Annotated in this window: 33 protein-coding genes and 1 tRNA gene; 5 read left to right on the top strand and 29 right to left on the bottom strand. The window is 70.1% G+C overall.

Annotated elements, in window-relative coordinates; translation table 11 throughout:
• Positions 1 to 39: 39 nt before the first annotated feature.
• From DEJ46_RS16135 to DEJ46_RS16100, 9 genes are all read right to left on the bottom strand, one after another.
• Positions 40 to 309 (bottom strand): hypothetical protein, encoded by a 270-nt coding sequence (locus DEJ46_RS16135; RefSeq protein ID WP_150267138.1) that lies wholly within the window; start codon positions 307 to 309, stop codon positions 40 to 42.
• The gene (locus tag DEJ46_RS16130; RefSeq protein ID WP_150267136.1) at positions 306 to 1,022 is read right to left on the bottom strand and encodes a hypothetical protein; all 717 of its coding nucleotides are present in this window, start codon (positions 1,020 to 1,022) and stop codon (positions 306 to 308) included. The genes DEJ46_RS16135 and DEJ46_RS16130 overlap by 4 nt, the downstream gene beginning before the upstream one ends.
• Complete coding sequence (locus DEJ46_RS16125) at positions 1,019 to 1,441, bottom strand: helix-turn-helix domain-containing protein (RefSeq protein WP_223834659.1); 423 nt, start codon at positions 1,439 to 1,441, stop codon at positions 1,019 to 1,021. Before DEJ46_RS16125 ends, DEJ46_RS16130 begins: the two co-directional genes overlap by 4 nt.
• Positions 1,434 to 1,757 carry a hypothetical protein gene (locus tag DEJ46_RS39915; protein WP_223834651.1) on the bottom strand — a complete coding sequence of 108 codons (324 nt, stop codon included), beginning with the start codon at positions 1,755 to 1,757 and terminating at the stop codon, positions 1,434 to 1,436. Before DEJ46_RS39915 ends, DEJ46_RS16125 begins: the two co-directional genes overlap by 8 nt.
• A 316-nt stretch (positions 1,758 to 2,073) precedes the next feature.
• On the bottom strand, positions 2,074 to 3,591 hold the full coding sequence (locus tag DEJ46_RS16120; protein ID WP_150267133.1) for a phage/plasmid primase, P4 family: 1,518 nt from the start codon (positions 3,589 to 3,591) through the stop codon (positions 2,074 to 2,076).
• Positions 3,591 to 4,070 (bottom strand): DUF2742 domain-containing protein, encoded by a 480-nt coding sequence (locus DEJ46_RS16115; RefSeq protein WP_150267132.1) that lies wholly within the window; start codon positions 4,068 to 4,070, stop codon positions 3,591 to 3,593. The genes DEJ46_RS16120 and DEJ46_RS16115 overlap by 1 nt, the downstream gene beginning before the upstream one ends.
• Positions 4,067 to 4,297 (bottom strand): hypothetical protein, encoded by a 231-nt coding sequence (locus DEJ46_RS16110; protein WP_150267130.1) that lies wholly within the window; start codon positions 4,295 to 4,297, stop codon positions 4,067 to 4,069. The genes DEJ46_RS16115 and DEJ46_RS16110 overlap by 4 nt, the downstream gene beginning before the upstream one ends.
• Positions 4,294 to 4,629 (bottom strand): hypothetical protein, encoded by a 336-nt coding sequence (locus DEJ46_RS16105; protein ID WP_150267128.1) that lies wholly within the window; start codon positions 4,627 to 4,629, stop codon positions 4,294 to 4,296. Before DEJ46_RS16105 ends, DEJ46_RS16110 begins: the two co-directional genes overlap by 4 nt.
• A 125-nt stretch (positions 4,630 to 4,754) precedes the next feature.
• Entirely contained in the window at positions 4,755 to 4,970 is a 216-nt protein-coding gene (locus DEJ46_RS16100) for a helix-turn-helix transcriptional regulator (protein WP_150267126.1), read from the bottom strand.
• A gap of 88 nt (positions 4,971 to 5,058) precedes the next feature.
• On the opposite strand from DEJ46_RS16100, the gene DEJ46_RS16095 reads away from it, so the two are divergent.
• The gene (locus DEJ46_RS16095; protein ID WP_150267124.1) at positions 5,059 to 5,886 is read left to right on the top strand and encodes a helix-turn-helix domain-containing protein; all 828 of its coding nucleotides are present in this window, start codon (positions 5,059 to 5,061) and stop codon (positions 5,884 to 5,886) included.
• Positions 5,879 to 7,219, top strand: coding sequence for a tyrosine-type recombinase/integrase (locus DEJ46_RS16090; protein ID WP_150267122.1), 1,341 nt, complete (start codon positions 5,879 to 5,881; stop codon positions 7,217 to 7,219). Before DEJ46_RS16095 ends, DEJ46_RS16090 begins: the two co-directional genes overlap by 8 nt.
• Positions 7,220 to 7,247: 28 nt before the next feature.
• On the opposite strand, the gene DEJ46_RS16085 is transcribed toward DEJ46_RS16090, so the two are convergent.
• Positions 7,248 to 7,739, bottom strand: a complete 492-nt coding sequence (locus DEJ46_RS16085; protein WP_055641880.1) for a YajQ family cyclic di-GMP-binding protein — start codon at positions 7,737 to 7,739, stop codon at positions 7,248 to 7,250.
• Between the two features lie 168 nt (positions 7,740 to 7,907).
• Here DEJ46_RS16085 and DEJ46_RS16080 point away from each other — a divergent pair.
• Positions 7,908 to 7,989, top strand: a tRNA-Tyr gene (locus tag DEJ46_RS16080).
• A 177-nt stretch (positions 7,990 to 8,166) separates the two neighbouring features.
• Here the strand turns inward: DEJ46_RS16080 and DEJ46_RS16075 are convergent.
• The 15 genes from DEJ46_RS16075 to DEJ46_RS16005 form a co-directional block, all read right to left on the bottom strand.
• Positions 8,167 to 9,552 carry a tyrosine-type recombinase/integrase gene (locus tag DEJ46_RS16075; RefSeq protein WP_150267120.1) on the bottom strand — a complete coding sequence of 462 codons (1,386 nt, stop codon included), beginning with the start codon at positions 9,550 to 9,552 and terminating at the stop codon, positions 8,167 to 8,169.
• A complete protein-coding gene (locus DEJ46_RS16070) occupies positions 9,549 to 9,755 on the bottom strand; it encodes a helix-turn-helix transcriptional regulator (protein WP_150267118.1) in 207 nt (68 codons plus the stop codon). The genes DEJ46_RS16075 and DEJ46_RS16070 overlap by 4 nt, the downstream gene beginning before the upstream one ends.
• Positions 9,756 to 10,275: 520 nt before the next feature.
• Entirely contained in the window at positions 10,276 to 11,748 is a 1,473-nt protein-coding gene (locus DEJ46_RS16065; protein WP_150267116.1) for an ATP-binding protein, read from the bottom strand.
• Between the two features lies 1 nt (position 11,749).
• The gene (locus tag DEJ46_RS16060) at positions 11,750 to 12,622 is read right to left on the bottom strand and encodes a bifunctional DNA primase/polymerase (RefSeq protein WP_150267114.1); all 873 of its coding nucleotides are present in this window, start codon (positions 12,620 to 12,622) and stop codon (positions 11,750 to 11,752) included.
• An 84-nt stretch (positions 12,623 to 12,706) separates the two neighbouring features.
• Positions 12,707 to 13,111, bottom strand: a complete 405-nt coding sequence (locus tag DEJ46_RS16055) for an RNase adapter RapZ (protein WP_150267113.1) — start codon at positions 13,109 to 13,111, stop codon at positions 12,707 to 12,709.
• A gap of 12 nt (positions 13,112 to 13,123) precedes the next feature.
• A complete protein-coding gene (locus DEJ46_RS39910; protein ID WP_223834649.1) occupies positions 13,124 to 13,615 on the bottom strand; it encodes a hypothetical protein in 492 nt (163 codons plus the stop codon).
• Positions 13,616 to 13,795: 180 nt separating this feature from the next.
• Complete coding sequence (gene traB, locus DEJ46_RS16045) at positions 13,796 to 15,826, bottom strand: plasmid transfer protein TraB (RefSeq protein WP_150267111.1); 2,031 nt, start codon at positions 15,824 to 15,826, stop codon at positions 13,796 to 13,798.
• Between the two features lie 23 nt (positions 15,827 to 15,849).
• The gene (traA, locus tag DEJ46_RS16040; protein ID WP_150267109.1) at positions 15,850 to 16,419 is read right to left on the bottom strand and encodes a plasmid transfer protein TraA; all 570 of its coding nucleotides are present in this window, start codon (positions 16,417 to 16,419) and stop codon (positions 15,850 to 15,852) included.
• Between the two features lie 17 nt (positions 16,420 to 16,436).
• Positions 16,437 to 16,889, bottom strand: coding sequence for a hypothetical protein (locus DEJ46_RS16035; RefSeq protein WP_150267107.1), 453 nt, complete (start codon positions 16,887 to 16,889; stop codon positions 16,437 to 16,439).
• Between the two features lie 133 nt (positions 16,890 to 17,022).
• Positions 17,023 to 17,238, bottom strand: coding sequence for a hypothetical protein (locus tag DEJ46_RS16030; protein ID WP_150267105.1), 216 nt, complete (start codon positions 17,236 to 17,238; stop codon positions 17,023 to 17,025).
• A 14-nt stretch (positions 17,239 to 17,252) separates the two neighbouring features.
• The gene (locus DEJ46_RS16025; RefSeq protein ID WP_150267103.1) at positions 17,253 to 17,588 is read right to left on the bottom strand and encodes an RRQRL motif-containing zinc-binding protein; all 336 of its coding nucleotides are present in this window, start codon (positions 17,586 to 17,588) and stop codon (positions 17,253 to 17,255) included.
• Positions 17,588 to 17,818, bottom strand: a complete 231-nt coding sequence (locus DEJ46_RS16020; RefSeq protein WP_150267102.1) for a hypothetical protein — start codon at positions 17,816 to 17,818, stop codon at positions 17,588 to 17,590. Before DEJ46_RS16020 ends, DEJ46_RS16025 begins: the two co-directional genes overlap by 1 nt.
• Positions 17,815 to 18,819 carry a DUF2637 domain-containing protein gene (locus tag DEJ46_RS16015; RefSeq protein ID WP_150267100.1) on the bottom strand — a complete coding sequence of 335 codons (1,005 nt, stop codon included), beginning with the start codon at positions 18,817 to 18,819 and terminating at the stop codon, positions 17,815 to 17,817. Before DEJ46_RS16015 ends, DEJ46_RS16020 begins: the two co-directional genes overlap by 4 nt.
• Positions 18,816 to 19,154, bottom strand: a complete 339-nt coding sequence (locus DEJ46_RS16010; protein ID WP_150267098.1) for a hypothetical protein — start codon at positions 19,152 to 19,154, stop codon at positions 18,816 to 18,818. Before DEJ46_RS16010 ends, DEJ46_RS16015 begins: the two co-directional genes overlap by 4 nt.
• Positions 19,151 to 19,417: a DUF6284 family protein gene (locus DEJ46_RS16005; protein WP_150267096.1), complete on the bottom strand. Its 267-nt coding sequence runs from the start codon at positions 19,415 to 19,417 to the stop codon at positions 19,151 to 19,153. The genes DEJ46_RS16010 and DEJ46_RS16005 overlap by 4 nt, the downstream gene beginning before the upstream one ends.
• Positions 19,418 to 20,137: 720 nt before the next feature.
• Here DEJ46_RS16005 and DEJ46_RS16000 point away from each other — a divergent pair.
• The gene (locus DEJ46_RS16000) at positions 20,138 to 20,908 is read left to right on the top strand and encodes a helix-turn-helix domain-containing protein (RefSeq protein ID WP_150267094.1); all 771 of its coding nucleotides are present in this window, start codon (positions 20,138 to 20,140) and stop codon (positions 20,906 to 20,908) included.
• Positions 20,905 to 21,378 carry an NUDIX hydrolase gene (locus DEJ46_RS15995; protein ID WP_150267092.1) on the top strand — a complete coding sequence of 158 codons (474 nt, stop codon included), beginning with the start codon at positions 20,905 to 20,907 and terminating at the stop codon, positions 21,376 to 21,378. The genes DEJ46_RS16000 and DEJ46_RS15995 overlap by 4 nt, the downstream gene beginning before the upstream one ends.
• Here the strand turns inward: DEJ46_RS15995 and DEJ46_RS15990 are convergent.
• The 4 genes from DEJ46_RS15990 to DEJ46_RS15975 all read right to left on the bottom strand — a co-directional run bounded on the left by DEJ46_RS15990 (position 21,366) and on the right by DEJ46_RS15975 (position 24,544).
• The gene (locus DEJ46_RS15990) at positions 21,366 to 21,935 is read right to left on the bottom strand and encodes an HD domain-containing protein (protein ID WP_190622676.1); all 570 of its coding nucleotides are present in this window, start codon (positions 21,933 to 21,935) and stop codon (positions 21,366 to 21,368) included. The genes DEJ46_RS15995 and DEJ46_RS15990 overlap by 13 nt on opposite strands.
• A gap of 11 nt (positions 21,936 to 21,946) precedes the next feature.
• Complete coding sequence (locus tag DEJ46_RS15985; RefSeq protein WP_150267089.1) at positions 21,947 to 22,393, bottom strand: winged helix-turn-helix domain-containing protein; 447 nt, start codon at positions 22,391 to 22,393, stop codon at positions 21,947 to 21,949.
• Between the two features lie 145 nt (positions 22,394 to 22,538).
• The gene (locus tag DEJ46_RS40905) at positions 22,539 to 22,928 is read right to left on the bottom strand and encodes a pentapeptide repeat-containing protein (RefSeq protein WP_223835469.1); all 390 of its coding nucleotides are present in this window, start codon (positions 22,926 to 22,928) and stop codon (positions 22,539 to 22,541) included.
• A 959-nt stretch (positions 22,929 to 23,887) separates the two neighbouring features.
• Entirely contained in the window at positions 23,888 to 24,544 is a 657-nt protein-coding gene (locus DEJ46_RS15975) for an NAD(P)H-binding protein (RefSeq protein WP_190622672.1), read from the bottom strand.
• Positions 24,545 to 24,546 lie beyond the last annotated feature (2 nt).

Here is a 24,546-nt window from a genome sequence, read left to right as displayed (position 1 = left end):
CCTCCCCTGCGCGTGGCGCGAGAGGGGGCTCGGGGATGGCTACGGGGCCGCGGCGCCGTACATGAGCCGGTCGTACGTCTCGCGGTGGTCGAGGTAGGTCCGGCTCTGGTCGGCGCTACACATGGCGAGCAGCTCCTCGCGGGTCCCTGGGGTTCGGTAGCGGTCGGCCGAGGCCTCGGCGACGGCGACCGCCCGAGCCTCGGCGTACCGGCGGACGGTCTGGGACACGTATCCGGTCGGCTCGGGCTGCTGGCGGCGGCGCGGCGCCGGATCGGGGCCGGACACGGTGACGTGCTCGCGGGCGCTCATGCGGCCTCGCCCCCCTCGGATCGGGCCAGGAAGCGCCTCACCTGCTCGCCATGGCGGTCAACATGCTGCGTGATCGGGGCGGCGGTGAGGGCGGGTTCACCCGATGGCATCTTCCCCGTGTCGCCCGCGGCGACCTTGGAGAACAGGACGGCGAGCACCTGGCCGGTGCCGACCGGTACGTGGATGCCCTTGCCGAACGTGAACGCGGTCGAGCCAGGGCTCACGTCGACGCGCGGTGCGGTCCGCGTGGCGGCGGCGGGGCGCGCTTCGCGGGTCACGTACTCGCCGTGGTCGACCTGTACGTACTCGTTGATCGGACCGCACTCGGCGTCCCGCAGCAGACGGCCGGCCTCGCTGACGGCCTGGTCGTGGGCCTCCACAGCGGCGACGAGGTCGGCGAGAGCCGCGAGAGCACGGTCGTACGCCCTGCCGACCTGGTCCGCGTCGGCCTTCGTCTCGACAAGGGCGAGGGCCTGGTCGACGAGGGCGCGGCGCTGCCGGTCGGTGGCCTCCGTGGCGGCGCGCTCGGCCTTGCGGTGGGCGGCCTCGGCCCGCAGGTGGGCGAAGAGGCCCAACTCGCGCTGCTCGGCCAGTTGCTGAGGCGTCACGCCCTCGTCGCCGTCGCGGACGCGTTCTTCGAGTGCGGCAAGGAGGGCGTTCGCCTCGGCGGCTTCCTGCTCGGCGGCGGCCTGGGTGGTGGTCTGGGTGGTCATGAGGTGGGGGCTCCTGTTCCGTGGCGGTAGTTGTCGAGGCCGGTCCGGTCGATGGCCCATGTGCGGGCGCCGATACGGCGGGCCGTGAGGGTTCCTCGTCGGGCGAGGCGCCGTACGTACTCCGGGGTGCATTCGAGGAGTTCGGCTGCCTCGTCGACGGCTACCTCGACGGTGGCAGGGCCCGGCGGCGCGGTTCCCGTATCGGAACCGTGCCCGGCCGCGGGTGGCTCGGCGTGCTGTGCGGCCGTATGCAGCGCGTACAGGATTCGGCGGATGTCGGGGGTGACCTCACCTCCGTCGGCCCGTACGCGGGCGGTGAGGTCACGGACGAGGGCACGCAGCACGTCACCCGCGGCGGTCGGCGGGATGATGACCGACCCGTCCGGGCGGACGAGAACTCTTTCGGCGCGGCTAGCCACGGGCGGCGCCGTCCCGCCGGTTGAGCTTCCGGGTGAGGCAGTCGAGTCTGGCCTGCTCGCGGTCGAGCGCGGCGCGGTGGCGGGCTGAGTTGCCCTCGGCCTCGGTGGCAGCGAGAGCGAAGCGTTCGAGGGCTTCGGCCGCCTCCATGGCGATCCGCTCGACGGCGGCGAGGAGCGTGGGGTCATGGCGCCGGCCCTCGCGGGCGAGGCGGGCCAGGGCGCGGCGGAAGTGCTGGTTGGCTCCGTCGAGCCGGTCGCGGCCGGGGTAGCCGCTTGCGGGCGGCGTGATCGTCGTGGGGGTGGGGGCGGTGCTCATGGGGGGTGGGTTCCTCTCGTACATGTCCGCGTGCCTGCGCGTGAGGGGTGGCGCGACCGGTCGCGGACGCGGGACGGGGTCGAATGGTCCGGGCTGTGGTCCGGGGGCGGTCTGGGTGGCGTGGGACCGCGTTTGCGCTGGTGGGGTGGGGGTGGTCCGGGCGGTCCGGGGTGGTTCGGAGAACAGCTCTGCGTGGTGCCTGCGCCTGTGCGCCTGTGCGTACGCGGTACTTCTCGGAATCACCCGGACCACCCGGACCGACAGGAGATGACCTGCTGGTTTGCGGTTCGGAGTCACCTGGACCGGGTCCGGACCGCTACCCGGACCAGCGTGGTTGACCGGCTGGCCGGTCGAGCCGGACACCGACGTACGACGGCGTCCGGACGCCACCGATGCGGATCTTGGACTCCTTGATGCCGAGGCCGGCGGCGAACAGGTCGCGGCTGAAGGTCGGCTTCGTACCGGGGCGGTCGCGGCCTTCCGTACGGCACCAGTCGCGCCACGCCTCGTACAGGTCGTCCTTCGGCGTGGTCGCTTCGGCGCCGAGCCGGCACCAGTCGGCGAGGAACGCGCGGATCGGGCTGGTGCTGGCGGCGAGCAGCGCCACGGCCTCGGTCGACGAGGCGGGTTCGACGAGGCGTCCGCGCCGGGTGAGCCGGTCGAGGCCGTCCAGGGCCCAGTTCAGGATCCCGGGCATCTCGCGCGCCAGGTCCCGTTCGAGGGTGGTGTCCTCGCGGCCGAGGTTGCTGATCGCCATGGTGAGGATGAGGAGCCGGGACGCGATCGCCCCGGAGGAGTCGCGGAACGCCGGCAGTTCGTTGGACAGCAGCATGAACCGCACAGGGAGACGTCCTGACCACGGCTCGCGGTGCTTGCGGTCGACGGTGACAGCGTCCTCTCCGGAGATGGTGAGGAGCCGCTCGACGATGGTCTCGGTGCCCTGCCGGGGGAGGCGAGCGTCGGCGACGATCGCGAGCGACTTGCCGACGAGATCAGCGAGTCCGAAGTTCGTCGTCAGGGACGACATGGTCGGGCCGGTCATGTTCCGCTTGCCGACCAGCGCCGTCAGAGTGCGGGCGATCGTGCCCTTCCCGGACCGCATCGGGCCGACGATCAACAGCATCTTCTGGAGATCGGTGCGGCCGGACAGGACGTAGCCGAACCACTCCTGTACGGCCTGGATCGCCTCAGGGTCGTCGGGCCAGATGGAGTTGAGGAAGCCGAGCCAGCGCGCCGGGGCCGGGGCCTTCGACTCGTAGTCGAACGGCACCGACACGCGGTTGAAGAACATCGGGGTGAGCGGGGCCAGGACGCGGGTGGTGACGTCGAGCAGACCGTTCTGGCACGCGACGATGGTGCGCCGCTCGTGCTCGCGGTCGGGCGCGGCGAGCCAGGCGGGCGGCTCGGTGTCGGCGGGGAGGTGGACGATCGCGGCCATGGCTTCCATGAGGTTCGCGATCTTTGCCGAGGTCGGTGCCCAGTCGAGCGTCTTGTTCTGGCCGTTTCGGTCGGTGGTCGTGTAGGTGGCGTGCTCGACGCGCGGGTACAGGTCGGCGCGCATGGCGGCGGCGTCGTCCTCGTCCCAGTGCGGGCCGCGCCACCGCATCCACGCACCGCGCCAGTGCCGCAGCGTGTAGGTGCCGTGGTCCTGCCACGCGGGGAGGAGCGCGCGAGCGACGGCCATGGGGTTGGTGGGGGACGGGAGATACGCCGTCGCGGCCGACGTTTCGGCGGGCGGCGGCTCGTAGCCGGGGGACATGTGAGGGAACAGCCGCACCACCGGCTCAGGCTCGGGCCTGGCCGGCGGCACAGCGTCGCCGTACGCGGCGGTCATCAGGCGGCATGCTCCTGGCGGTGGTGGGTGGGCAGGTCGACTTGGCGGCCGTCGATGAGGTGTCGGTACCGGCCCGGGCGGCCGGGGATGGCGACGGGCGGCCACCCGCGGGTAGCGGTGACCGTCCGAGGCGGGTGGTGGCCGGTGCGGGCCTGGACCTCTGCGGCGGTCGGTCGCTTCGCGAGCGCGGGGGCGATCCGGCGGGCCTCGGCGTCCGCGTCGACGGTCACCCGCCGGAACCACTCCTCGGGGTCGTCGGCGAGCAGGCAGTCGAGTTCGTCGGCGTCGGCACGGTGCCGGCGCCACTGCTCGGCGGCCTCGAAGATCGCGGCGGCCTTCCGGGGATCGGTAGCGAGCAGGGCACGCCACGCGAGACCCCCGTAAGCAGGCCACGTTTCCACCCCGAGGGCGGTGACCTGAGCGGACGACCACAGGGCGACGGGGTCGGTCGCGGCGGTGTCGATGCGGGGGCCGGTCATGCGGCGACCACCCCGCGCAGGTAGAGGCGCTCGGTGATCTCGGCGTCGGACCAACCGCGAGCGGTGAGGCGTCCAGCCTCGGCCCGCAACTCGCGCATGGTGAGGCTGTATGTGCTGGAGGCCGACGGCGTGGCGAGGGTGTCGAGCGGGTCGCGAGAGCCGTGGAACTGCGGGGCGATGCGGAGCGATGCCGCACGGCGACGCCGGATCTCCTCGGGCGCGGTCATCGGCTCACCTCGTCGGCGGCGGCGAGCACGTCGGCCGGCGTCGCGCCAGCGGCCTCGGCGACCACCCAGCGGACGCCGAGCAGGGCCGCGGCCTCGGACGCCGCGTCGTCGTCCCCGGAGGCCTTGGCGGTGCGGTAGGCGGCGAGCGCGGACGCGACCTTGTCGACGGCGCCCCGGCGGTGGTGCTCGTCGAGGAGCTGTTCGACCATGAGGGTCGAGCGGGTGGCCGCCGAGACGAGGGTGTTCGCCCGGATGAAGGCTGTGTCTGGGTCGGTGAGGGACGCGTCGGCGTCGGCGAGCGGATGAACCGGGGCGGGGGCCTGTGAAACCATGGGCGTAGCGCCCTTTCTGCAAGGCGTCGCCCCGGATCTGCTTGGCGGTAGATGCCCGGGGCTTCGCTGTGATGGCGGGGTGTGAGGGCTCTCATCGGGGTTGCAGCCCTGGTGAGAGCCCGTTTTCATGCGGCGATGGTCTGGGAGTCGAGCCAGCGCTCGACGTCGTCCCAGCGGGCGCGGAGGTGCCGACCGACCTTGATCAGGCGGGGGCCGCCGCCACGGTGGCTCCACTGGTAGACGGTGCCGAGCGGCACGCCGCAGTAGTCGGCGAGTTCCTGCGCGGTGGCGAGCTTGCGCCTCTGCGGGGTGGCGAATTCGGGAAGGGCAGGGCGAGGCATGGCGCTCCTGATGTAGAGAAGGATTCCTTGCGCTCCAAAGCTTGCCGACATCTGGCGCGGTCGTCAAGCGGACGGTATTCTTCTCTTCATGAAGCGAGATGTGGGGCATGAATCCATGCCCGTTCCCGGCTCCACGGGGCAACCGAGCGCGGAGGAGTGGGCGGCTGAGCTAGAGGCGGCGCCAACGTTCGGTGTTGCCCTCGGTGAGCGCCTTCAGCGCATCCGGGACGACGACGAGGTGACGGCTGAGGACATTGCCCGGACGGGGCAGAGGCTCGGCCTGTCCTGGCACCGCCCCACAGTCGGCCAGATCGAGAAGGGGAAGCGCGGCATCAGCGCCGTCGAACTCCTCCTGCTGCCGCTGATCTACGGCCGACCGCTACAGGACCTGTTGCCTCAGGGGACGGTGTGGCTCACCGGTGAGGTAGCGGCCAGGCGGGACGCAATCCTCGCTAACGTCAGCAGCCCCGTACGGGGCGCGGGTATGGCGCCGGGGCAATGGCACCTCAAGGGAATCGACATGGACGAGACCGTGCGGAACGTGGAGCGCATGGTCGTTCAGGTCATGGCTCGATGGCCGGCAGGGGCGGAGCACAACCCGAACCCTGACGAGGCGGAGAGCAAGGCGGCCAAGAGGCTTAACACGACACCTGAGTACGTGGCTTACGCCGCGCGCGAGCGGTGGGGGCGTGGGCTTGCGGCCGAGAGAGACGCGCGCCTCGCCGAGCGCACGGATCTCCCAGGGGCCTCGCGGGCGCTCCAGGCTGCAAGGGGGCATGTCACCCGTGCTCTGCTGACGGAGTTGGAGCCTGCGATCAGGGACTACGAGAAGAATCGCATTGATCCGGACGGCCCGTACGAGTGGGTGCGTCGGGATGGATCTGAGCCGGAGGCGGGGGAGTCGGAGGATGGCTGAGGTCTACGACCGCTGGCACCTGTCCCGTCCGTCGAAGACCGGGGAGCCGTGCGCCGAGCACAGCAGCAAGACCCGCACCCTGATACCCAGCGCCGACCACGGCAAGGGCAAGCGCTGGCAGGTCCGTTGGCGCGACGGGAGCGGGAAGCAGTGCAAGGAGAACTTCGCCAAGCGCAGCCAGGCGGACGTTCGCGCCGCGACCATCGAGGCCGACCTCGCCCGCGGCCTGTACGTCGATCCGGCGGCCGGCAAGGAGAGCCTTCGGGCCGTCGCCGAGCGCTGGCGGACCTCGGCCGTTCACCGCGACGGCACGGCCTCCCGTGTCGAGCGGGCGCTGCGGCTCCACATCTACCCGACCTTCGGTGACCGGCCGATCGTGAGCATCCGACCCTCAGAGGTACAGGCGTGGGTCAAGGACCGGTCACAGGTCGTCGCGCCGTCCACGCTCCGTACGACGTACGCCTACCTCGTCACCGTGATGCACACGGCCGTGCGGGACCGGATCATCGCCCTGAACCCCTGCTCGGGCGTCAAGATCCCGGAGGTCCGCAAGGCGGAGATCGTGCCCCTGCACCCCGACGCGGTGCGCGCGCTGATCGAGGCGGCGCCCGACAGATACCGCGCCATGATCCTGCTTGCCGCGGCCTCGGGGCTGCGGCAGGGCGAGGTGTTCGGGCTGGAGGCGGACTGCGTCGACTTCCTGCGCCGCGAGGTGGTTGTCCGCCAGCAGCTCGTCACGCCCGACAAGGGCGACCAGGAGGAGACCCCCGCGTCCTACCTCGGTGAGCCCAAGACGCACGAGAGCTACCGAACCGTGCCGCTGGTCGGCTCGGCCGTCGACGCGCTCGCCGCGCATCTCCAGCAGTATCCGGCCGCACTGGTCGAGATCGAGGACCGGACCGACCCGCGCAAACCGCGCCGCCGCAAGGTGCAGTTGCTGTTCACGAGCGGCCGGACCGACGTGATCAAGCGCGCGAACTGGGCGCACGTCTGGGGGCGCATGGAGATCAGGGCGAACAAGGCACTGACGAAGGCGCACGGCGAGGCGTACGCGGCATGGGTCCAGCGCGGCCGGCCGACGGGGGAGGAACCCGCCCTCGTCCAGGTGCCGGACGGCGCGAGCATGCACGACCTGCGCCACTTCTACGCCTCGGCGCTGATTAAGCACCGGGAGAGCGTGAAGACGGTTCAGCGCCGGTTGGGGCACTCGAAGCCGTCGATCACGCTCGACACGTACACGCACCTCTGGCCCGACGACGAGGACACAACGCGGGCAGCCGTCGAGGCGGTCCTCGGCGATGTGCCCCCGTTGTGCCCTATCAAGCTGGCCTAGCAGAGTTTCAGCAGGTCAGAGGCCTTGCTCAGCGGTAGTTCACGAACTGGAGGGCGAAGTCGAAGTCCTTGCCCTTGAGCAGCGCCTGGACGGCCTGCAGGTCGTCCCGGCTCTTCGAGCTGACACGCAGCTCGTCGCCCTGGACCTGCGCCTTGACGCCCTTGGGGCCCTCGTCCCGGATGGCCTTCGCGACCTTCTTGGCGTTCTCCTGGGAGATGCCCTCCTGGACCGAGGCGAAGAGCTTGTACTCCTTGCCGGACAGCTGCGGCTCACCCTCGACGTCCAGCGACTTCAGCGAGATGCCGCGCTTGATCAGCTTGGTCTGGAAGATGTCGAGGATCGCCATGACGCGCTCCTCGCCGTTCGCCTGCATCAGGATCTTCTCGCCCGACCAGGAGATCGAGGCGTTGGTCCCCTTGAAGTCGTAGCGCTGGGAGATCTCCTTCACGGCCTGGTTGAGGGCGTTGTCGACCTCCTGCCGCTCGACCTTGGACACGATGTCGAAACTGGAGTCGGCCATGACTCGTGGCTCCTTGTTGTTCGCTGTCGGGTACAGCCCAAAGCCTAGGGGGTTCGCCGCGACTCGAACCGCTGATCAATCCGGTGGCGAACCACCCTCCGGGATCAGGTATTGTTTACGTCGTTGCCACGGAACACCGCGAAAGCGGCTCCACGGCAGCGATCTCATGGCGATGTGCCCGAGTGGCCAATGGGAGCGGACTGTAAATCCGTCGGCTTAGCCTACCCAGGTTCGAATCCTGGCGTCGCCACGCGATAAGAACGGCCCCTGATCTGCGGAAACGCGATCAGGGGCCGTTTGCGTGTGTAAGTGAGACAAGGGGTCGACTGTCTCGCTGTGTCTCGCTGAATCCCGGGGTCTACCAGGGTGTCTGGACGGGCCGTGGACGGGATTCAGGGTCACACCCTGGGCTGCGGCCGTAGGCCATTCAGGCGGTCGCGGGACCGCTCGCGCGGTGCTGATTCAACCGGGCGGAGATCTTGGCGTTGGCAGCCTCGTCGCCACCCTTCAGGAACTTCGCGTAGACCCGGAACAGGACCCCCGTCGAGTGGCCGGCCCGCTGGGCGACGAGCTGCGGCTCGACTCCCGAGCTGAGCCAGGTGGAGACGGCCGCGTGACGAAGGTCATACGGCCGCTTGGCCAGCTTGGTCTCCTGCTCGGCGGGCGTGAGGACGTCCCCGCGGGCGCCCGCCCAGACCTCCCCGTATCCGCTCTCCTGGACCATGCCGCCGCGGGCGGTCCGGAACAGCCGGCCGTCGGCGTGGGTGCCGTACAGCGTGACGTGCCACCGGAGCATCGCCACGAGCTCGGGCGGGATCGGCACGTGCCGGACGGCCTTCCGGGTGCGGTGCTTGAGCCCGCGCCGGTCATGAGCCTCGCCCGTGTCCGTCCAGGAGCTTCCGGAGCGCGCCCTGCTCTCCCGAAGCCGGATGAGCCCCCAGCCGCGTCGGGGGAGGTCGCACTCCTGGAGCCGGAGCCCGACCAGCTCGCCTGGCCGGGCGGCGGAGTAGTACATGCACCCGAAGAATGCCTCCATATGCCGCCCTCGGGCGCCCTGCTTTCCCACAGCGGCCAGGAGCGCGGCGGCCTGCTCGGGGTCCGGCACGGCTTCGGGGTCCACTTCCTCCTCCACCTTCTCGGGCGCCTTCCACTTGATCGCCGGGATCGGGTTCTCGCTCAGCAGCTCGGCTTCGACGGCGAGCCCGAGGGCCTGGTGGAAGATGGCCCGCTTCCGGGCGATGACGGTGCCGGCCGACGTCTTGCCGTCCAGCCGCCGGGTGCAGGCGTCCAGGGCCCGGCGAACGAGGATCCGATCCGCCAGGTTGGACGTGGGGACGGACTTCCGCTCCACCCACGAGAGCAGCGAGGCCACGTCCTCCGGGGTCTCCTCCTTCCACCGGTTCACGTTGAAGCCCCAGGTATAGAGCGCGCGGCGTACGGCCTTGTGGTCCGCCATGCCCTTCGTGTCCTTGAGCAGCGCCATGGTCACGGTCGCCATGGCCTCAGCGAGGTTCCGGCGCGTGGAGGCGGGGGAGTGGTCCCACTTCATCTCCACGTAGTTCCTGGCGTGCTGGTACCAGGAGATGTCCTTCGCCTTCTGGACCATCGACTTCGGCAGGCCGCTGTCGATGTCCCAGGGCTCGCCCTCGCGGGTCGCGGTGATGAACTGCGCGCGCCGGCTTTCCGCGAGCCCGAGCGTCAGGAAGGACTCGGAGTGCGGCTTCGTGCCGACCTGCCAGCGGAGTTGGTACGGCTTGCGGTACGGCCGCTTGCGGATGCTCCAGATCCGCACGGTGTAGCTCCAGTCGGTCACGCGATCTCCAGTTCGTTCTTGAAGGCGTCGAGCTTGCTGCGGCTGATCCGCAGGTGTCCGTTGGGGAGGCGCTGCATCTCGGGGGCGTAGCCGCGGTTGCGCCAGCGGTAGTAGGTGGCTCGGGTGATGCGGAGCTCGTCGAGCGCGTCGGTCAGCGACACCAGTTCGTCGGCGGGCTGACGGCGGCGGGCGGTGCGGGCCATCGGGTCCCCTCCTTGGGGCGTGGTCGGGCGGCGTGGTCTCCGTGGCGGTGCGCGGGCTGAAGCGAGCCGCGGCAGTGGGCTGGGCGGCTTCGTGGTGGCCCGCGTGTGTCCGAGGTGGGGATTTCTGCGTCACGGCGTCATCCGCGTCATTTACGGGCCTGACCTGCGGTTTTCGGTGACGCAGGCGTTAGCGGGCTGTGTCACCGGTGACGCACGTCTCCGTCACCGGTGACGCGGGTGACGCGGGGTGACGCAGGATCCGGGGCTCTGCGTCACCGCTGTCGGCGCAGCTCACGGGCGGTTTTTTAGCCGTTGGTGACGTAGGTGACGCAGCGTCTCTCCTCTTAGGAAAAGAGAGAGGGGCCTTCGTTGTGGTGCGTGCCTTAGAACGCGAAGAAGGAGCCGCAAAGCGGCACGTCCTTTGCAGCGGCGGCAAGCCGCCGGAACAGCAAGAGGAGCACGCCGTGCCGGGCGGGGGTGCTCCTCTTGCTTGTGCGCGAGCGGTCGCGGTCGCGCTGGGCTAGAACATCGGGGACTGCTCGTCGGCCGGGGGCGTCTGGCGGGTCATCTCGATGTAGCGGGCGGCCCGGGTACGGCCCCAGTCGACGAGGACTCCCCGTGCAGCCAGGACGGGCTGAAGCCGCTTGAGGCGGTCGGAGAGGACCTTGCCGGTGGTGGGCCAGCCCTTGGGCAGGGGACGGAAGTCCTCGCCGCTGTAGAGCTGCGTGAGGCCGTGGAGCCACTCGGCGGACGTCATCCGGACTTCCGTGCCGGGCTCGATGCCGGCCGCGTGCTTGAGGACGGTCTGGGCGAGCAGGTCGCCTTCGATGACGTCGTCGTTGAGGTCGTCGAGGCTGGCCCGGTAGGCGTCCAGCGCGCCCATGCTGGTGGCCGCGTCGAGCTGCGCGCAGAGATGGGCGAAGTCGGCCATGCGCAGGTCGGTGGGGATGTCGGCCTCGGTGGCGCGGACCTTGACGGCGAGGTCGAGCACGGACCCGAGGATGATCGGCAGGACCTCTTCGAACTCCGCCCACAGCTCCGCCTCCGTCCGCCGCACGAGGGGGCGTTCCAGACGCAGCGGGAGGAGGCGTTCGGCGAGGTCGGGGCGGATGACGCCGACGTCGATGCCGGTCAGCAGCAGGGGGCGGCGGTAGCGGGAGCGCACCACGTCGCCGTCGGTGAACAGGGCGCGCTTGATGGTCTCGGCTCCGGTGACGATGCAGCACATGAGGTCGGACAGGTCCGGGCCGAGGTGGGAGAGGTTGTCCAGGGCGGTGACCCATCCGGCGGCGACGGCCGTGATCAGGTTTTCCTCGTCCTTCGGGGCGCGGCGCAGGTCGCCGCTCATGCCCTCGATGATCCGCACGAGCATCCGGCCGGCGGTGGACTTGCCCGCACCCTGGGGCCCGGTGAGGAAGGGGGCGGGGACGGGCGCGGACGGCCCGAGGCAGCCGATCAGCCAGGCGAGGGCCAGGCTCTCGGCCTGGGCGCTGGCGAAGTTGCACAGCCGCATCAGGAAGTCGATTCCCTTGCCGTTGGTCTTCTCGACCGGCAGGGGCAGCTCCCCGGTGAGTTGGGTGCGGCGCCAGCAGACCTCGCGCGGGTCGGGGGTGAGGATCTCCCAGCCGGTGGGGTGGATGCGGACGGACTTGCCGTCGTCGCGGCCCAGGTCGAGCCAGGTTGCGCCGTCGAATCCGGGGGCGACGCGGATGTGGGTGGGCTGTACGTCCTCGGTCAGAGCAAGTGCTTCGATCAAGTCCAACGCCTCCTTGAGTGCGGTGCCGTTGAATACGCCGAACCCGTCTTTGAAGAGTCCGACCATGAGTTCCTGCCGGTGGCTGCCCGTCGTTCCCTGGGAGCGGATCGGACGGGCCACGGGGTGACCGTTCTTCTGCGCGTATACGGTCCCGTCGACGGTCCGGAAGTACCGGAAATGCTCCTGCGCGTAGTCGGTGATGACCTCGCGGGCCGGATTCTTCTCGTCCTCGGCCATGTCACATGCCCAGAGCGGAACGGGCGTTGGTCCAGGCGTCCGTGCAGTGCCGGGGAGACTCCCCCTTGGCCTGCGCGGCGGTGAACAGCCGGCCGATGTGGGTCTCGGTGAGGCAGCCGCACCGGCCATGGGCGGACAGCACCGCGAGGAACGTCCGGTACACGGTGGCGTGGACCGCGCTGGTGGCATCGGTGATGCGCTGCTCCGCCATGGCGATGCCACGCTCCAGGTAGGAGGGCGAGCGGTGACGGCACTCCCCGCCTCCGGTAGGCAGGGGCACGGTCACGGCATGTGGCGTCGGCCGGATGGCGGTGGGCTCCTTCTCGGCGAGCGCGAGCACGACCTCCGGCAGCGGCGTCATGGTGCCGGTGCCGGGGCCGAGCCACCGGGCGTAGGACATCGTGGACTTGAGGTCGACGCCCTCGCGGACGCCGTTCACGGAGCGCATGGTGCCCTGGTAGATCCAGTGCTCGCCGCGCGTCGTGCCAACGGTCCGGGTCGGGGGCAGGTTCTCCCGGGCCCAGTCGACGGCCTCGGTGTTGTCGAGGTCGACCACGGTCACCCCGGCGCCGCCGGGGTGATAGCCGACGGTCCCGGCGTACCTCCACGCGGTCTTCCAGGCCGGGGAGGTGATGGTGGTGGGGTCGGAGGTGGCGGCGGCCCAGGCGTGGCACGGCCACGGGCACTGGCAGGGGCCGGGGGTCTTCATGTTCGGCCGTCCGCCGCACGCGTTGTTGGCGCAGTTCCGGCAGTTGCCGAACGGGCCCTTCCCGGCGCGCAGTGGCAGGACCGGCAGTCCGTCGGCGGCCAGCCGCAGGGCCACATTGAGGTGACCGGTCCGGGCGTCTCGCCGGATCGGGATGGCATGGGTCATGCTTGGTATCTCCAGTTCTCTGAGCGGTGCTGGTAGACGAGGGCGGCCCCGGCTTTGGCGAGACGGGGGCCGCCCTTCGTGCTGCTAGGCGGTGGTGCGGGCGGGGAGGATCGGCTGGTCGATGTGGCGGTGGTGGATGTGGACGTAGTCGTCGAGGACGGAGAGGTCGACGGCGAGGAGTTCGGCGATGGCGACGGAGCGGTGTCGGCCGCCGTAGCAGTGGACGTGGACGTCGATGCGCTGCTCGCCGCCCTCGATGCGCTGCTCGATGCTGCGGCGGGCGTTGTCGATGAGGTCGTGTGCGCCGGGGGTGGCCAGCACGTAGGCGGCGACGTCGGCGTGCCGTCCGGTGAGCTGCGTCAGTCGGGCGCGGACGGCGGGGTCGTCGGGCGGGTTGCGCAGGGCGGTGGTGTCGACGACGACGGGGTCGGGGGCGGTGGGGGCGTCGTTGTGTCCGGTGCCGTAGGAGGTGATGCGGATGCTGGCCATCGGTGGGGCTCCTCAGTGGTGGTTGATGGTGCCGTTGGCGCGGCCGAACAGGCCGGTCGCGGTGACGTTCTGCGTGATGTGCGTCGACCCGCCCCCGCGGTTGCTGCCGGTGGCTCGGCGGGCGGTCCGGAGGAGGACGGGGACGGCGATGACGGCTGCGACGACGAGGGCGGCGGCGGACCAGAGGGCGTGGCTCATGGCGATGAGTCCCGGGGCGGCGTAGGAGAGTCCGATGCCGGCGGCGGTGATCCCGCCGCCGACGGTGGGGGCGAGCAGGGCCGTGGTCTTGGCCCACGCGGGCACCGCTCCGGGGGTGATCGCGGGGACGGGCGGGGCGGGGGTGAGGGTGTAGCCGGTGACGATGCGGCCGTCGGGGAGCTGGACACTCTGGACCGCCGGGAGACCGGTCGGCGTGACCGTGGCGAGCGGGGCGCTCGCGGCCGGGTGGAGGGGGACGGGGTAGTGGACGGCGGTGGGCCCGGGGGGCTGCTCGGGGTAGGGCATGGCGTCTCCTCGGGGGTATGGCACGGGCCCGTGACGGGTGGGTGTCACGGGCCCGTGTGCCGGGTGTCAGGGCAGGTGTCAGAGGGTGTCAGGCGCCGGTGTCAGGGCGCGTGACACCCGTTCCCGCCTAAGGGTTTGGGTGTCAGGGGCCCGTGACGGTGTCAGGCGTCACGCGGGGTGTCAGGCGGCGGCGAGGGCGGGGACGATCCGCCAGCGGCCGGACTGGTTCGTCGGTTCCAGGCGGCCGTCGAGGGCGGCGTCCTTCAAGCGGGCGGAGATCCAGGGGCGGCTGTAGCCGTGGGTCTCGCACCAGTCGGAGAAGTCCTTCGGGCCGACGATCATCCGGCCCTCCTCCTCGAACTCCTCCAGCGCCTCCTCGAACAGGAGCCGCGCTTCCTCCGGGGTGGGCTTGCGGCCCGGGTCCGCGCCGAACAGCGGTGCATCATCGCCGAGTTCGTCGCCGGGGAGGTCGGCGTCGGGGTCGATGCCATCGTCCTCGGGGTCGAGCAGCATGCCCGCGTTCACTTCCTCGGCGTCCACCGCCCGCGGCTGCGGGGCGGTGTCGGGTGTGTGGCGGGTGCGGTGGGTGTAGGCGTTGCCGACGGTCGCCTCGAAGGCCCGGGCGGTGACCAGGTCCATCGGGGCGCCGTTGGCGGCGGCCCAGTCCGCGAGCTGTTCCATGACGTCCATGGAGCGGGTGGTGAAGCGTCGCGTGCGGCCCGGGGCGGGGTAGCGGTCCTCGGGGATGCCCGCCGAGACGAGGTAGCAGTAGCCGGGGCGGCGGTTGCCCCACGCGCCGGGGTGGGCCCCGGCGTCGAGGACGGTCTCGGGGAGCGCGAATCCCTCGTCGCGGGGGTCGCAGCCGAACGCGAGCACGGACGGCAGGGAGGCGCGGGTGCTGGTGCTCATCTGGTCGTAGCTGGGGCGCTGGAGGGAGACGATCAGGGAGACGCCGGCGGCGCGGGCCTCCTGGGCGATGCCGGTGAACGCGTCGTCTCCGAGGGCTCGCAGGGTGTTCGCGGCCTCCTCGAACCACGCGACCAGGTAGGCCATGCCCTCGCAGCCGCACGCGGTGCCGTCGGTGCGGCAGGAGTGCGCTGGGTCTGTCTGCTTGCCGGCCGCCTGGACGGTCCACTGGCGGTAGCGGTGGGCACCGAGCCAGCGGGTCCGGGCGGGGATGGCGGCCTGGAGCGCTTCCACCATCGCCTCCGTACCGGGCCCGCCCTCCTCTGCCCAGTCGAAGGCGGGGAGGAGGGGCCGGAAGTCCTGGAAGGACTTGGGGTCCGAGAGCAGTACGTTGACGTCCGTGCGGGAGACGATCTCGGTCAGGACGTTCAGGGCGCCGTCGCCCTTGCCGGAGCCGGTCCCGCCCGCGATCAGCAGGTGAGTCGCGTTGCGGCCCACCTCCGGGTCGCCCGGGAGCCACAGCACGAGCGGGGAGCCGTCGTCGTACCGGCCGATGACCAGCGGGTCCGCGATTGACCCGCCGAGCCGGGTCGGGCCGTCGTACTCCAGGACCTCGGCGAGCATGTCCTCGGGGACGATGACCAGTTCGCCCCGGCGGGCGGAGTCCGCGTTCGGCATGAACCGCAGCGCGGTCGTCGGCAGGTCGAGCGCGGAGGCGAGCCGGGGTAGCACCTTGGCCACGTCTTCGGTGGTCTGCTCGCCCGGCTCCAGCGCGATCTGAGCGGTCACCCGGTTCGGCTCGACCTTCGTCGACCCGATCGCGGCCCTGGCCAGACCGACCTTCTCCAGCAGCCCCTTGTCTCCGCCCGTCGCGGTCGGGGTCTCGTCGGTGCGGCGCATGACCATGCGCACGTTCCACGACAGCGCGAGTGCCGCGCCGCCCATCAGGTACAGGTCGTCCAGCGGCCCCGCCGTCGGTCCGGCCAGGCAGGCGCCGGTCAGCCACGCCGATCCGGCTGCCACCGTGATGGCGGAGTGCAGGCGGCGCTGCTGCGAGCTGGACCGGCCGATCCACCACGTGGCGCCGGTCAGGGCGACGGAGACGGCGGTGAGGCCGACGCCGGCGGCGGCGCTGTCCGCCCACCGCAGGTTGCCGAGGAGTCCGGCCACGCCGGTTCCGGCGACGCCGAGCCACGGCGGCAGGTGGGGCTTGGCACGGTGGAGCAGGTAGCGGGCGATCGTGCCGCCGCCGGAGCCGCGGGCGTCGTCGTCCAGCACGTCTATGGTCGTGTTGCGTCCGGCCATGACCGGACCTCCTTTCAACTGCTCTACTGCTGTGTCCAGTTCATGCGCTGCTGCGGGCGGGGGCGGGCGTGGTGGCGGACGCGGTTGATCTCCTCCTGGTACTCCTGCTGGAACACCGCGTAGGTGGAGGCGGCGAGCTTGGCGGCGTTGCGCAGCTCGTCGGCGGACTTCTGGAGCTTGCGTGCGACCTTCGCGGCCCGGATCCGCGAGCCGCCGATCCGGCCGTCGGGGTCCGGGACAGCCGCGAGAACGCTCTTGAGGATTTCCGCGCCCATCGCGACCTCGATCGACAGCGCGACGGCGGTGGCGCGCAGGTGGTTGCAGTAGGCCCGTACCTGCGAAGGAGAGCTGAAGTCCGGCTCCGGCATCAGCGCCTGCGAGTGCGGCCGACGGCCGCCGTTGCCGTTGACGGTGGTGCGGCTGACGTTGACGTTCACCGGCGGGACGAACGAGCCGCCCATCGCGCCGACGAACCCGCCGACGGCGGCGCCGGCGTTGGCGAACTTGTCCGACTTATTTCCGTTCGAGCGGTTGGTATTGGTCCGGGGCTGCTGGGGTCGGGCGGTGCGCCGCCCGTTGGGGATCTGAGCCATGACGGGATCTCCTCAGGTCAGTTCGAGCGACGGACGACGATCCAGAAGACCTGCGCGGCAGCGGCGAGCAGCAGCCACAGCCACGCCAGCAGCTCCGCGAGCGGGCCGAAGTGCACGATGCCGGCGGCCCAGCCGAGCGCGGCCGTGGTCAGCCCGGCGAGCGCGAGGAGGCGGGCGGGCCGCTCACCGAGGACCTCGGGGCGCTTGCGGCGGGCCCACCACAGGCCGGCGGCGGGCGCGAGTGTCGCGGCGGCCAGGACCCAGGCCATCCACGGCGCGATCATGTGCACGACGGCCGTGACCGCGAAGGCGAGAACGGCGAAACCGGATGGGGCCCACGCGGCGCGGTGGCGCCACGCCCAGCCGCCGACCACCCGCGCGGCGCGGGCGGAGAGCGAGCGGGGCTGCTCGGGGACGAGAACGACGACCGGGGCGGCGGCCTGGCGGCCGCGCTGCCTCGGGATATGCACGGTCGTGGCACCCTGGGGCACCTTCACCGTGCGAGGGCGGGAACGTCGGGACACGACTCAACTCCCTTACAAGTGCGGAGAGATGGACGTGGACGCCGCGCCGATTGGCGAGGCGGCCACGGGGCGGTGCCGGTCAGAGGGTGTTGGGCTCCAGGGAGAAGAACAGGACCGTCGCGCCCTCCATGGAGGGGTAGCTGCGGACCGATTCGGCCCGGAGCTGGTCGTGCACGTCGAACCGGGTCCACCCCTCAGGCGGGGTGTGGGTACCGGTGAACGTGCACGTCGCACCGTGCCTGTTCTGCAAGGTCAGCACGTACATGTGCGATCCCTGGCGCTGAGTGTTCTGCATGGCAAACCTCCAGGTCAGGCAGCGATGTGGGGAGCGTCCGCACACGGGACGCACATGCCGAGCGAGGACGGGATCCGGTATCCGGCGTCCCGCCCACACTCCGGGCAGACCCGCCGCGCCGCGTTCGCCCGCTCCAGCGCCGCCCACCGCGCGGGCGTCATCGGCCGGACCGGAAGCGCCAGGTCGACCCGGTACAGGAACGCGACCAGAGGGTCGCGCCGACGGCGGGGGCGTTCGAGCTGGGCCACGACCGGCTGACCGGCCGGCCGCAGCCCGAGCGCACGGAGCTGCCGGAACGTCGCCAGCCCCTCCGGCGCCAGACGCCAGCGGTAGACGGGCAGGCCCGCCATCAGGAAAGCCGGTGGTAGGACGCCCGGCAGGCCACGGCGTGCTCGTTCGCCGCGCTGCGGGTGTACTTCACGTAGTCGCCGCCGGACTTCTCGCCGCAGCCGTGGCAGTACCACCGGCAGGAGTAGGAGCTGTGGTTGCCGGTGACGTCGACGGCGGCCCCGGTCTGGTTGTGGAACCGGATCAGCAGGTTGGCGGGCTCGGGCGGGGCGGTGTTCGGGGAGAGCTTCACTGCGCGGCTCCTTCCAGGGACCGGGCGGGGGCGTTGTCGCGGAGTTCCTGGTAGCGGGTGGAGACCCAGCCGACGGACCAGCCGCACAGCTCGGCGGCCTGCCGCACCGGCACCCCTGCGTGGAAGGCGGCGACCACGGTCTTGCGGGCCAGCTCCTCCGACTGCTTCCCGCTCGCGGCGCCGGCGGCGAGGAGTTCAGCGCGTTCACGCTCGGCGCGCTCGGCCTGCTCGCGCTGTTCACGCAGCCGGGCCGCCTCCCGCTCCCGGCGCTCCCGCTCGGCGCGTGCGGCGGCCTCGCGTTCAAGGCGTTCACGCTCGATCTGCTGCTGTTCACGCTCGCGCTCACGGCGTTCACGCTCGGCCTGCTCCGCCCTCTCGACGGCCTCGACCCGCTCGCGCTCCTCACGCCGTGCGCGCTCTTCCCGATCGGACTGTTCACGGGCAAGGGCGGCTTCGTGCTCACGCTGTTCACGCGCCATCCGAGCCTCGAACTCCCGCGCCTCACGGGCCCGCTTCTCGACGGCCTCGGCCCGCTCGACAGCCGCCCTCTCGCGCGCCTCACGCTCGGCCCGTTCACGCTCCTGTACGGCTGTGAGCGCGTTCGTGATGGCCCGGCGGTAGGCGAGGCCGGTCTCAGCCGTAACGATCAGCAGCAGTGGCGCCACCGCGTGCACTGCCACCCCGACCAGGTCTTTCTTCAGGGCGGAGTCTGCGACGTTCAGCGCCAGGGTCATGCAGCCGGTCATCCAGCGAAGCGCGATGGGCCACCTGCCGCCGTGCCCGTCGAGGCGGGCGAGGACGGAGTCGAGGCGGACCACGATCACGACCGCCGCGTCCACCACGAGCGGCAGAATCGGCGATGTCCAGTCCCACTCGTCAGCGGTGTGGGCGGCCATCAGCGGCGTGACCGTGAGGACCGAGTAGAGCATCGCTCCGGACACGATCAGCCACGTGCCCACCGACAGGGCCCGCTCCGCTGAACGGATCTGAACACCGTTCACGACACGGCCCCCGCCCCCGAAAGCACCGGCTCCAGGGCCGGGACCTTCGCGTAGCCGGTCAGCTCCAGCTCGGCCCCGGCGAACGTCGCGCGAACGCGCAGCACGCCGGTCTGACCGCCGACCTGAACACGATGAACGACGCTCTCGGGAGCGATGTTCAAGGCCTCGCGCCACGCCTCGAAACCGGCGAAGTCATCGTGGAACGACAGCTCCAACCGCTCCGGGTAGACCGTCGAGACGGTCACGCACGGCGCCGGCAGGTGCGGGAACTCCGCTCCCAGCATCCGCAGGGTCATCAGCGGGGCGGACAGATCCGCCAGCGTCAGCGGGCTCACGCGGCACCGCCCGTCCGCACCATGCCCGCGCGGTTGGTGAGGTCCCGCCGGGCCGCCACGACCCGGTGACGGGCCCGGCGGATCCGCCGCTCGTCCAGCTTGGTGGCCGGACGGTCCAGCGTCTTGATCACCGCGTCGAGCAGCTCGACGTCCGCCAGGATCAGCGGCATCTCGGTCTCGATCGCGTCCAGCTCCGCGTCTGACGGCTCACCGTCGAACGGAGTGGCCGTAACAGCGGCCTGAAGTGCAGCGATGGACAGCATTGGGTGTGTTCCTCTCAGACAGGAACGGCCCGAAACGACCCCCCGGTGCTCGAACACCGGGGGGTCTCGCCGTTAGAGCCAGGAATCTCCGGCTCCCCTCGACCCCGTCCGTACGGCGCCCCGCGTTCGGGGTCCGGACGGGCGGAGGAGGCAACCGGCCGCAGCAACCGCTGCGCGGGTGGCATGACGTCCGCGAATCACCGGATAGCCCGGTGCGCCGAAGCGGCGGCGGATCAGGAGGACGCGGTGTGGGCGTGGCCGTCGTGCCGGTCCAGCACGGTCGGCGCCCAGAGCGTTCGTCGGTACATCGAGGCCCCCTCGGGTTGGGTCGGACGGGATGAAGCACTGCAAGGGGGACCTGTGTCCCCACTCTCCGGCCGTTGCTCGCGGTCGCCGGGCCACCTCGCCAGTCGGGCCGAAGCCCATTGCGTCCTACCTGGCCTTTAGCGGGATTGCAGCGTCCCCGCCCTGAACTCGTGGGCAGCACACCTCACCGGACCGAAGCCCCATGAGGTACATGTACTACCTGTTCCTCATCATGCTGAGAAGGATTCGCATCGTCAAGTCCCTTGGTTCTTCGGGGTTTGCGAGTCCGTCCCGTTCGATGTGTCCAGCTTGGCTTGATCAGGGCAGACGCTGGACTCCGCGCATGTACGGCTCCGAGACGACTCGCTACGGTGAAAGTCGTCCCAAGTCGTCCCGTCGGGGGGAGAGCACGACATGGCCAATGAGCGACTACGCGGCGCGATCATCGAGAGCGGTATGACGCTCGATCAAGTCGCAGAGCGACTGGGGGTCTCGGCGAAGACTGTCGAGCGCTGGATCAATGAGCCCAAGCGTCAGCCGTACCGTCGCTTCAAGTACGCCGCGGCCTCGCTCCTGCAGTGCGAGATGTCCTACCTGTGGCCGGAGGAGCGGACGTCTGCTGAGGTCACCGAAGCGGGCAACGCGGAGTTGGTGCAGCTGTACCCGCACCGCTCCGTCGTGCCGAACCGGCTCTGGCCGCAGCTCTACGCCAGGGCCACGCGGCACTTCGACGTGCTGGTCTACTCGGGCTTCTGGCTCACGGAGGACGCTGCCTTTCACCAGGTCGTCAAGGAGAAGTCGGCGGCCGGCGTCCCGGTGCGGTTCATGCTCGGAGACCCCGACTCGGCCGCGGTCGCGGTACGAGGCGGCGACGAGGGGATCGGGGGCGCGATGGCGAGCAAGATTCGCAACGCGCTGGTCAACTACGCGCCGTTGTTCGGGCTCCCCGGCGTGGAGTTCCGGCTCCACTCCACGACGCTCTACAACTCCATCTACCGGGCCGACGACGAGATGCTGGCCAACGGGCACCTGTACGGCGTGGGCGCGTACATGGCTCCGGTCCTGCACATTCAGCGCATCCCCGGGGGCGAACTGTTCGATGCCTACGCTGAGAGCATCGAGCGGGTCTGGGAGACCGCGCGGCCCATCTCCTCGCCCACCGACCTGGGAGGTTCAAGCGCATGAGCCGGATCGACTACTTCCGTGACCCCAAGGCCCCGAAGGCCAACTCGGTGGTGCCTTCGGTGACGGTGGTCGTCCGTGACGGCGCTGGGCGACTCCTGGTCATCCACAAGACCGACAACGACCTGTGGGCGCTTCCTGGCGGCGGCCACGACATCGGCGAACGGATCTCCGACACAGCCGTGCGCGAGGTGGAGGAAGAGACCGGGGTCAAGGTGGTGGTGGACGGCATCGTCGGGCTCTACACCGACCCTGAGCACGTGCTCGCGTACGACGACGGCGAGGTGCGGCAGCAGTTCTCGATCTGTTTCCGGGCCCACCCGGTTGGTGGCTCTCTCCGTACGAGCAGCGAGTCGAAAGAGGTCCGCTGGGTGGACCCGGCGGACCTCGATGACCTGGACATCCACCCGTCCATGCGGCTGCGCATGCGGCACGGCCTGGACCGGGCACACCGGGAGCCCTACATCGGCTGAGCGTTCGCCGCGGCTGCGGCCATCCGCCCTTCCACCCGCTCGTTGGCGGCGTGGATCTCCGGAGCCGCCCGCTGAATGAACCGGCCGACGATCGTGTCCGGGCCGTACCGCTGCACGATCTCGTCCAGCCGGGCTGCCGGCGTCGTGTGCTCGCCGTCTGGCGTCGTCGTCATGTCGGACACGATGAGCGCGTCCACCAGCTCGGGCCGCTCCAGCGCGAACTCTGTCTCCAGCTCCTGCCGGAGCCCTCGCTCTTCGGCTTCCAGGAGCGCGCAGGAGTGATGGGCGACAAGCCGGACGACCCGTTCGTCGGCGCCCTCCTGGTCCCGGAGGAACCGGGCCCCGTCGAGCGGGTGAAAGCCGGTGGCGGCGATGGAGGGGGAGTAGCCGATGTCATGCAGTACGGCAGCGGCCTCCAGCAGCTCAGCGTCCCGCCCCAGGATCGGACTCAGGGACCGGGCCCGCTTGGCGACGCCGAGGGAATGCGCCCAGCGGCGCGGCAACGGCTCGGACAGCAGCGATTCGGAGAGTGAGTACGCCCACGCAGTAGACCCCATGGTCGCCAAGGCTACGGCTGCTCAGGCGAGGTTGGGAGACCGCGTACCTTGCGTCCCTTTCCATGAGTGGTCTCAAGCAGACCGCTCCCCTCCAACTGGCCTAGGGCACGGCGAACGGCAGTCCGGGACACCTGGAATCGTTCGCACAGCTTTGACTCCGATGGGTAGGCGTCACCGATCGCCAGAGAGTCTTCGGTGATGAGATCGATCAGGCGTTCAGCAAGCGGCCGCTGCTCGTTGCCTCCCCCCACCTGCCAGCCGACGCCGGGCGTGGACCTGATCACGCGATCGTCTGCCAGGACCTTGAGAGCGCGGCGGATCGTGTTCCTGGACACGGAGTGCTCTGCCATAAGTTGAGTCTCGGATGGCAGGGCAGAGCGCACCTCACCGTCTTCGATCCTCTTACGCAGCGCTGCCGCGATGAGCAGGTAGGTTCCGCGCGGGCTGGAATTTGCCACGTGGGTCTCCTCTTGAGTTCCGCACCCGCAGGCGCTGGACGGCAGCGTTCAAGGTGGCCGGCAACCGCTGTATGCGTGCCTAATAGATTTTAGGGTCAGGTAGCCTGCCGACTCCTACCCGGGGTCTGCGCGTAGCGGGTGGCGGCTAGCACCCTGCCGGGGCAGGGGTGGGCGGGGGCGTTGAAAACGCACCATGAGTTTCGCGCCAAGTGCGACAGAACGATCGCCGAGCAATTACCCATGGATCCCTTTCGAGCTCTTCGGGTAGCTTGGTTGCTTCATCTATTACTGCGCCTGAGAGCTGTGCCGCTGTTAGCCCCGAAACATCTCTCAGGTCGGCCAAGCAGAAATCAGCTCCGAGAATGTCGGCGCCACCTAGTCTCGCACCACATAGTCTGGCTGAAGAAAATTGCACGCCCGCAAGTTGGGCGCGATCTAGCCACGCAGCGCTCAAGTCGGATGTGTTGAGGATTGAACCCCTCAGGTCGACCCCCCGCATGTCGGCGCGGCGCAGGTCGCACCAGGTCAAGAACATTCGGGTGAGCCGGGGCCGCGACTCGAACTCGAACTCTCGCATCATCAGTCCGGAAAGGTTCGTGTGCCGTAGATCAATGCGGCGAGGTTCGGTTCTTTCCGGTCGGCGGGCGAGTACTTCCATGGCTGCCTGAATGTCTGATGGGAGCTCGGTGCCCCATTCTGGAAGCAGGCTTTCCCAGTCCTCAGTGGTATCGGGGGGTGACGGATATGAGCGACCGCTGCGGCGTGTGTGCTCCCGAACGTAAGTTGCAAGTGTGGTGATGACTGTGAGGTGCTCTTGTGGCGACTCTGCTGCGATGTGCTCCAGAGCGAAAACCCCTCCCAGTCGTTCTTCGAGCTTTTCGGAAGAAAGTTGAGTGACCCCTGTGCTGAATCTCTGGGTCACTTGTCCCCTTTGGGAGAGGTGATAAGTCTGGGCAGTGTATGCCAAGCCAAGTGCAAGAACTATTCCTCCTGTGGCTGCTAGCACCGTTTGGCGTGTGGCGTTCAACGCGTCGACTTGCTCTTTACCGTCAAGATTCCTGACGGAATCGCCAGCTATTACCCAAGTGAGAGGGCCCAGTAGTAGAAGGACTAGGCCGAGTGCTGCTGGAACTCCTAGAACTACGGCCATGGTCACTGGCGAGCGGTGGGACTGGCGAGGCCGTCTCTGCAAGCGCCCCCGGAGGCGTGTGCGTAGTCTCATGACGCGCCATCTCAGCGCATTGCGCCGTCGAAAGGTAGTGGGCGCGTAGGGACGCCTCGACCAGAGTCTGGGGGCTGCCTGGACGGTGCATGGACGACAGCTTCTCGGCAGGAGTGCCTGAGTCGTTCAAGTGCAGGTCAGCCACTATGCACTTGACGCAACGTCAGTAGTCTGTAAATCCGTCGGCTTAGCCTACCCAGGTTCGAATCCTGGCGTCGCCACGCGAAGAAGGTCCCCGGTGCTTGCACCGGGGACCTTCACTCGTTTCCGGATCAGTTTCCGGCCACGTCCTTCACCGCGACCGAGAGCGGCGTCGAGCCGCTGATCAGCTCCAGGGTCAGACCGGCCGTCGCCGGGGTGTCGAGGAGTTCAGCGAGGACCGCCGCCACGTCGTCGCGCGGCACCGGGCCCCGGCCCGTGTGGGCCTCCAGGCGGATCAGGCCCGTCCCCGCGTCGTTCGTCAGGGAGCCCGGGCGCAGGATCGTCCAGTCCAGGGCCGTGCGGGCGCGGACCGAGTCGTCGGCGGCGCCCTTGGCGCGGAGGTAGGCGTCGAAGACCTCGTCGCCCGGGTGGGACGCGTCCGCGCCCATCGAGGAGACGACGACATGGCGCCGTACGCCCGCCCGTTCCGCCGCGTCCGCGAAGAGCACGGCCGCCGCGCGGTCCACCGTGTCCTTGCGGTCCACCGAGCTGCCCGGGCCCGCGCCCGCCGCGAAGACCGCCGCGTCGGCGCCCTGGAGCACCGCGGCGACCATCTCCACCGACGCCGACTCCAGGTCCAGGACGACCGGCTCGGCGCCCGCCGCGCGTAGGTCGTCGCCCTGCTCGGGCCGGCGGATGATCCCCGCCACCTCGTGTCCGCCCGCCGAGAGCAGCCTCTCCAGGCGCAGGGCGATCTGTCCGTGTCCTCCAGCGATGACGATGCGCATAC

This window comes from Streptomyces venezuelae, assembly GCF_008642375.1.
Classification (GTDB): domain Bacteria; phylum Actinomycetota; class Actinomycetes; order Streptomycetales; family Streptomycetaceae; genus Streptomyces; species Streptomyces venezuelae_G.
This window is presented reverse-complemented; position numbering and strand designations above follow the sequence as displayed.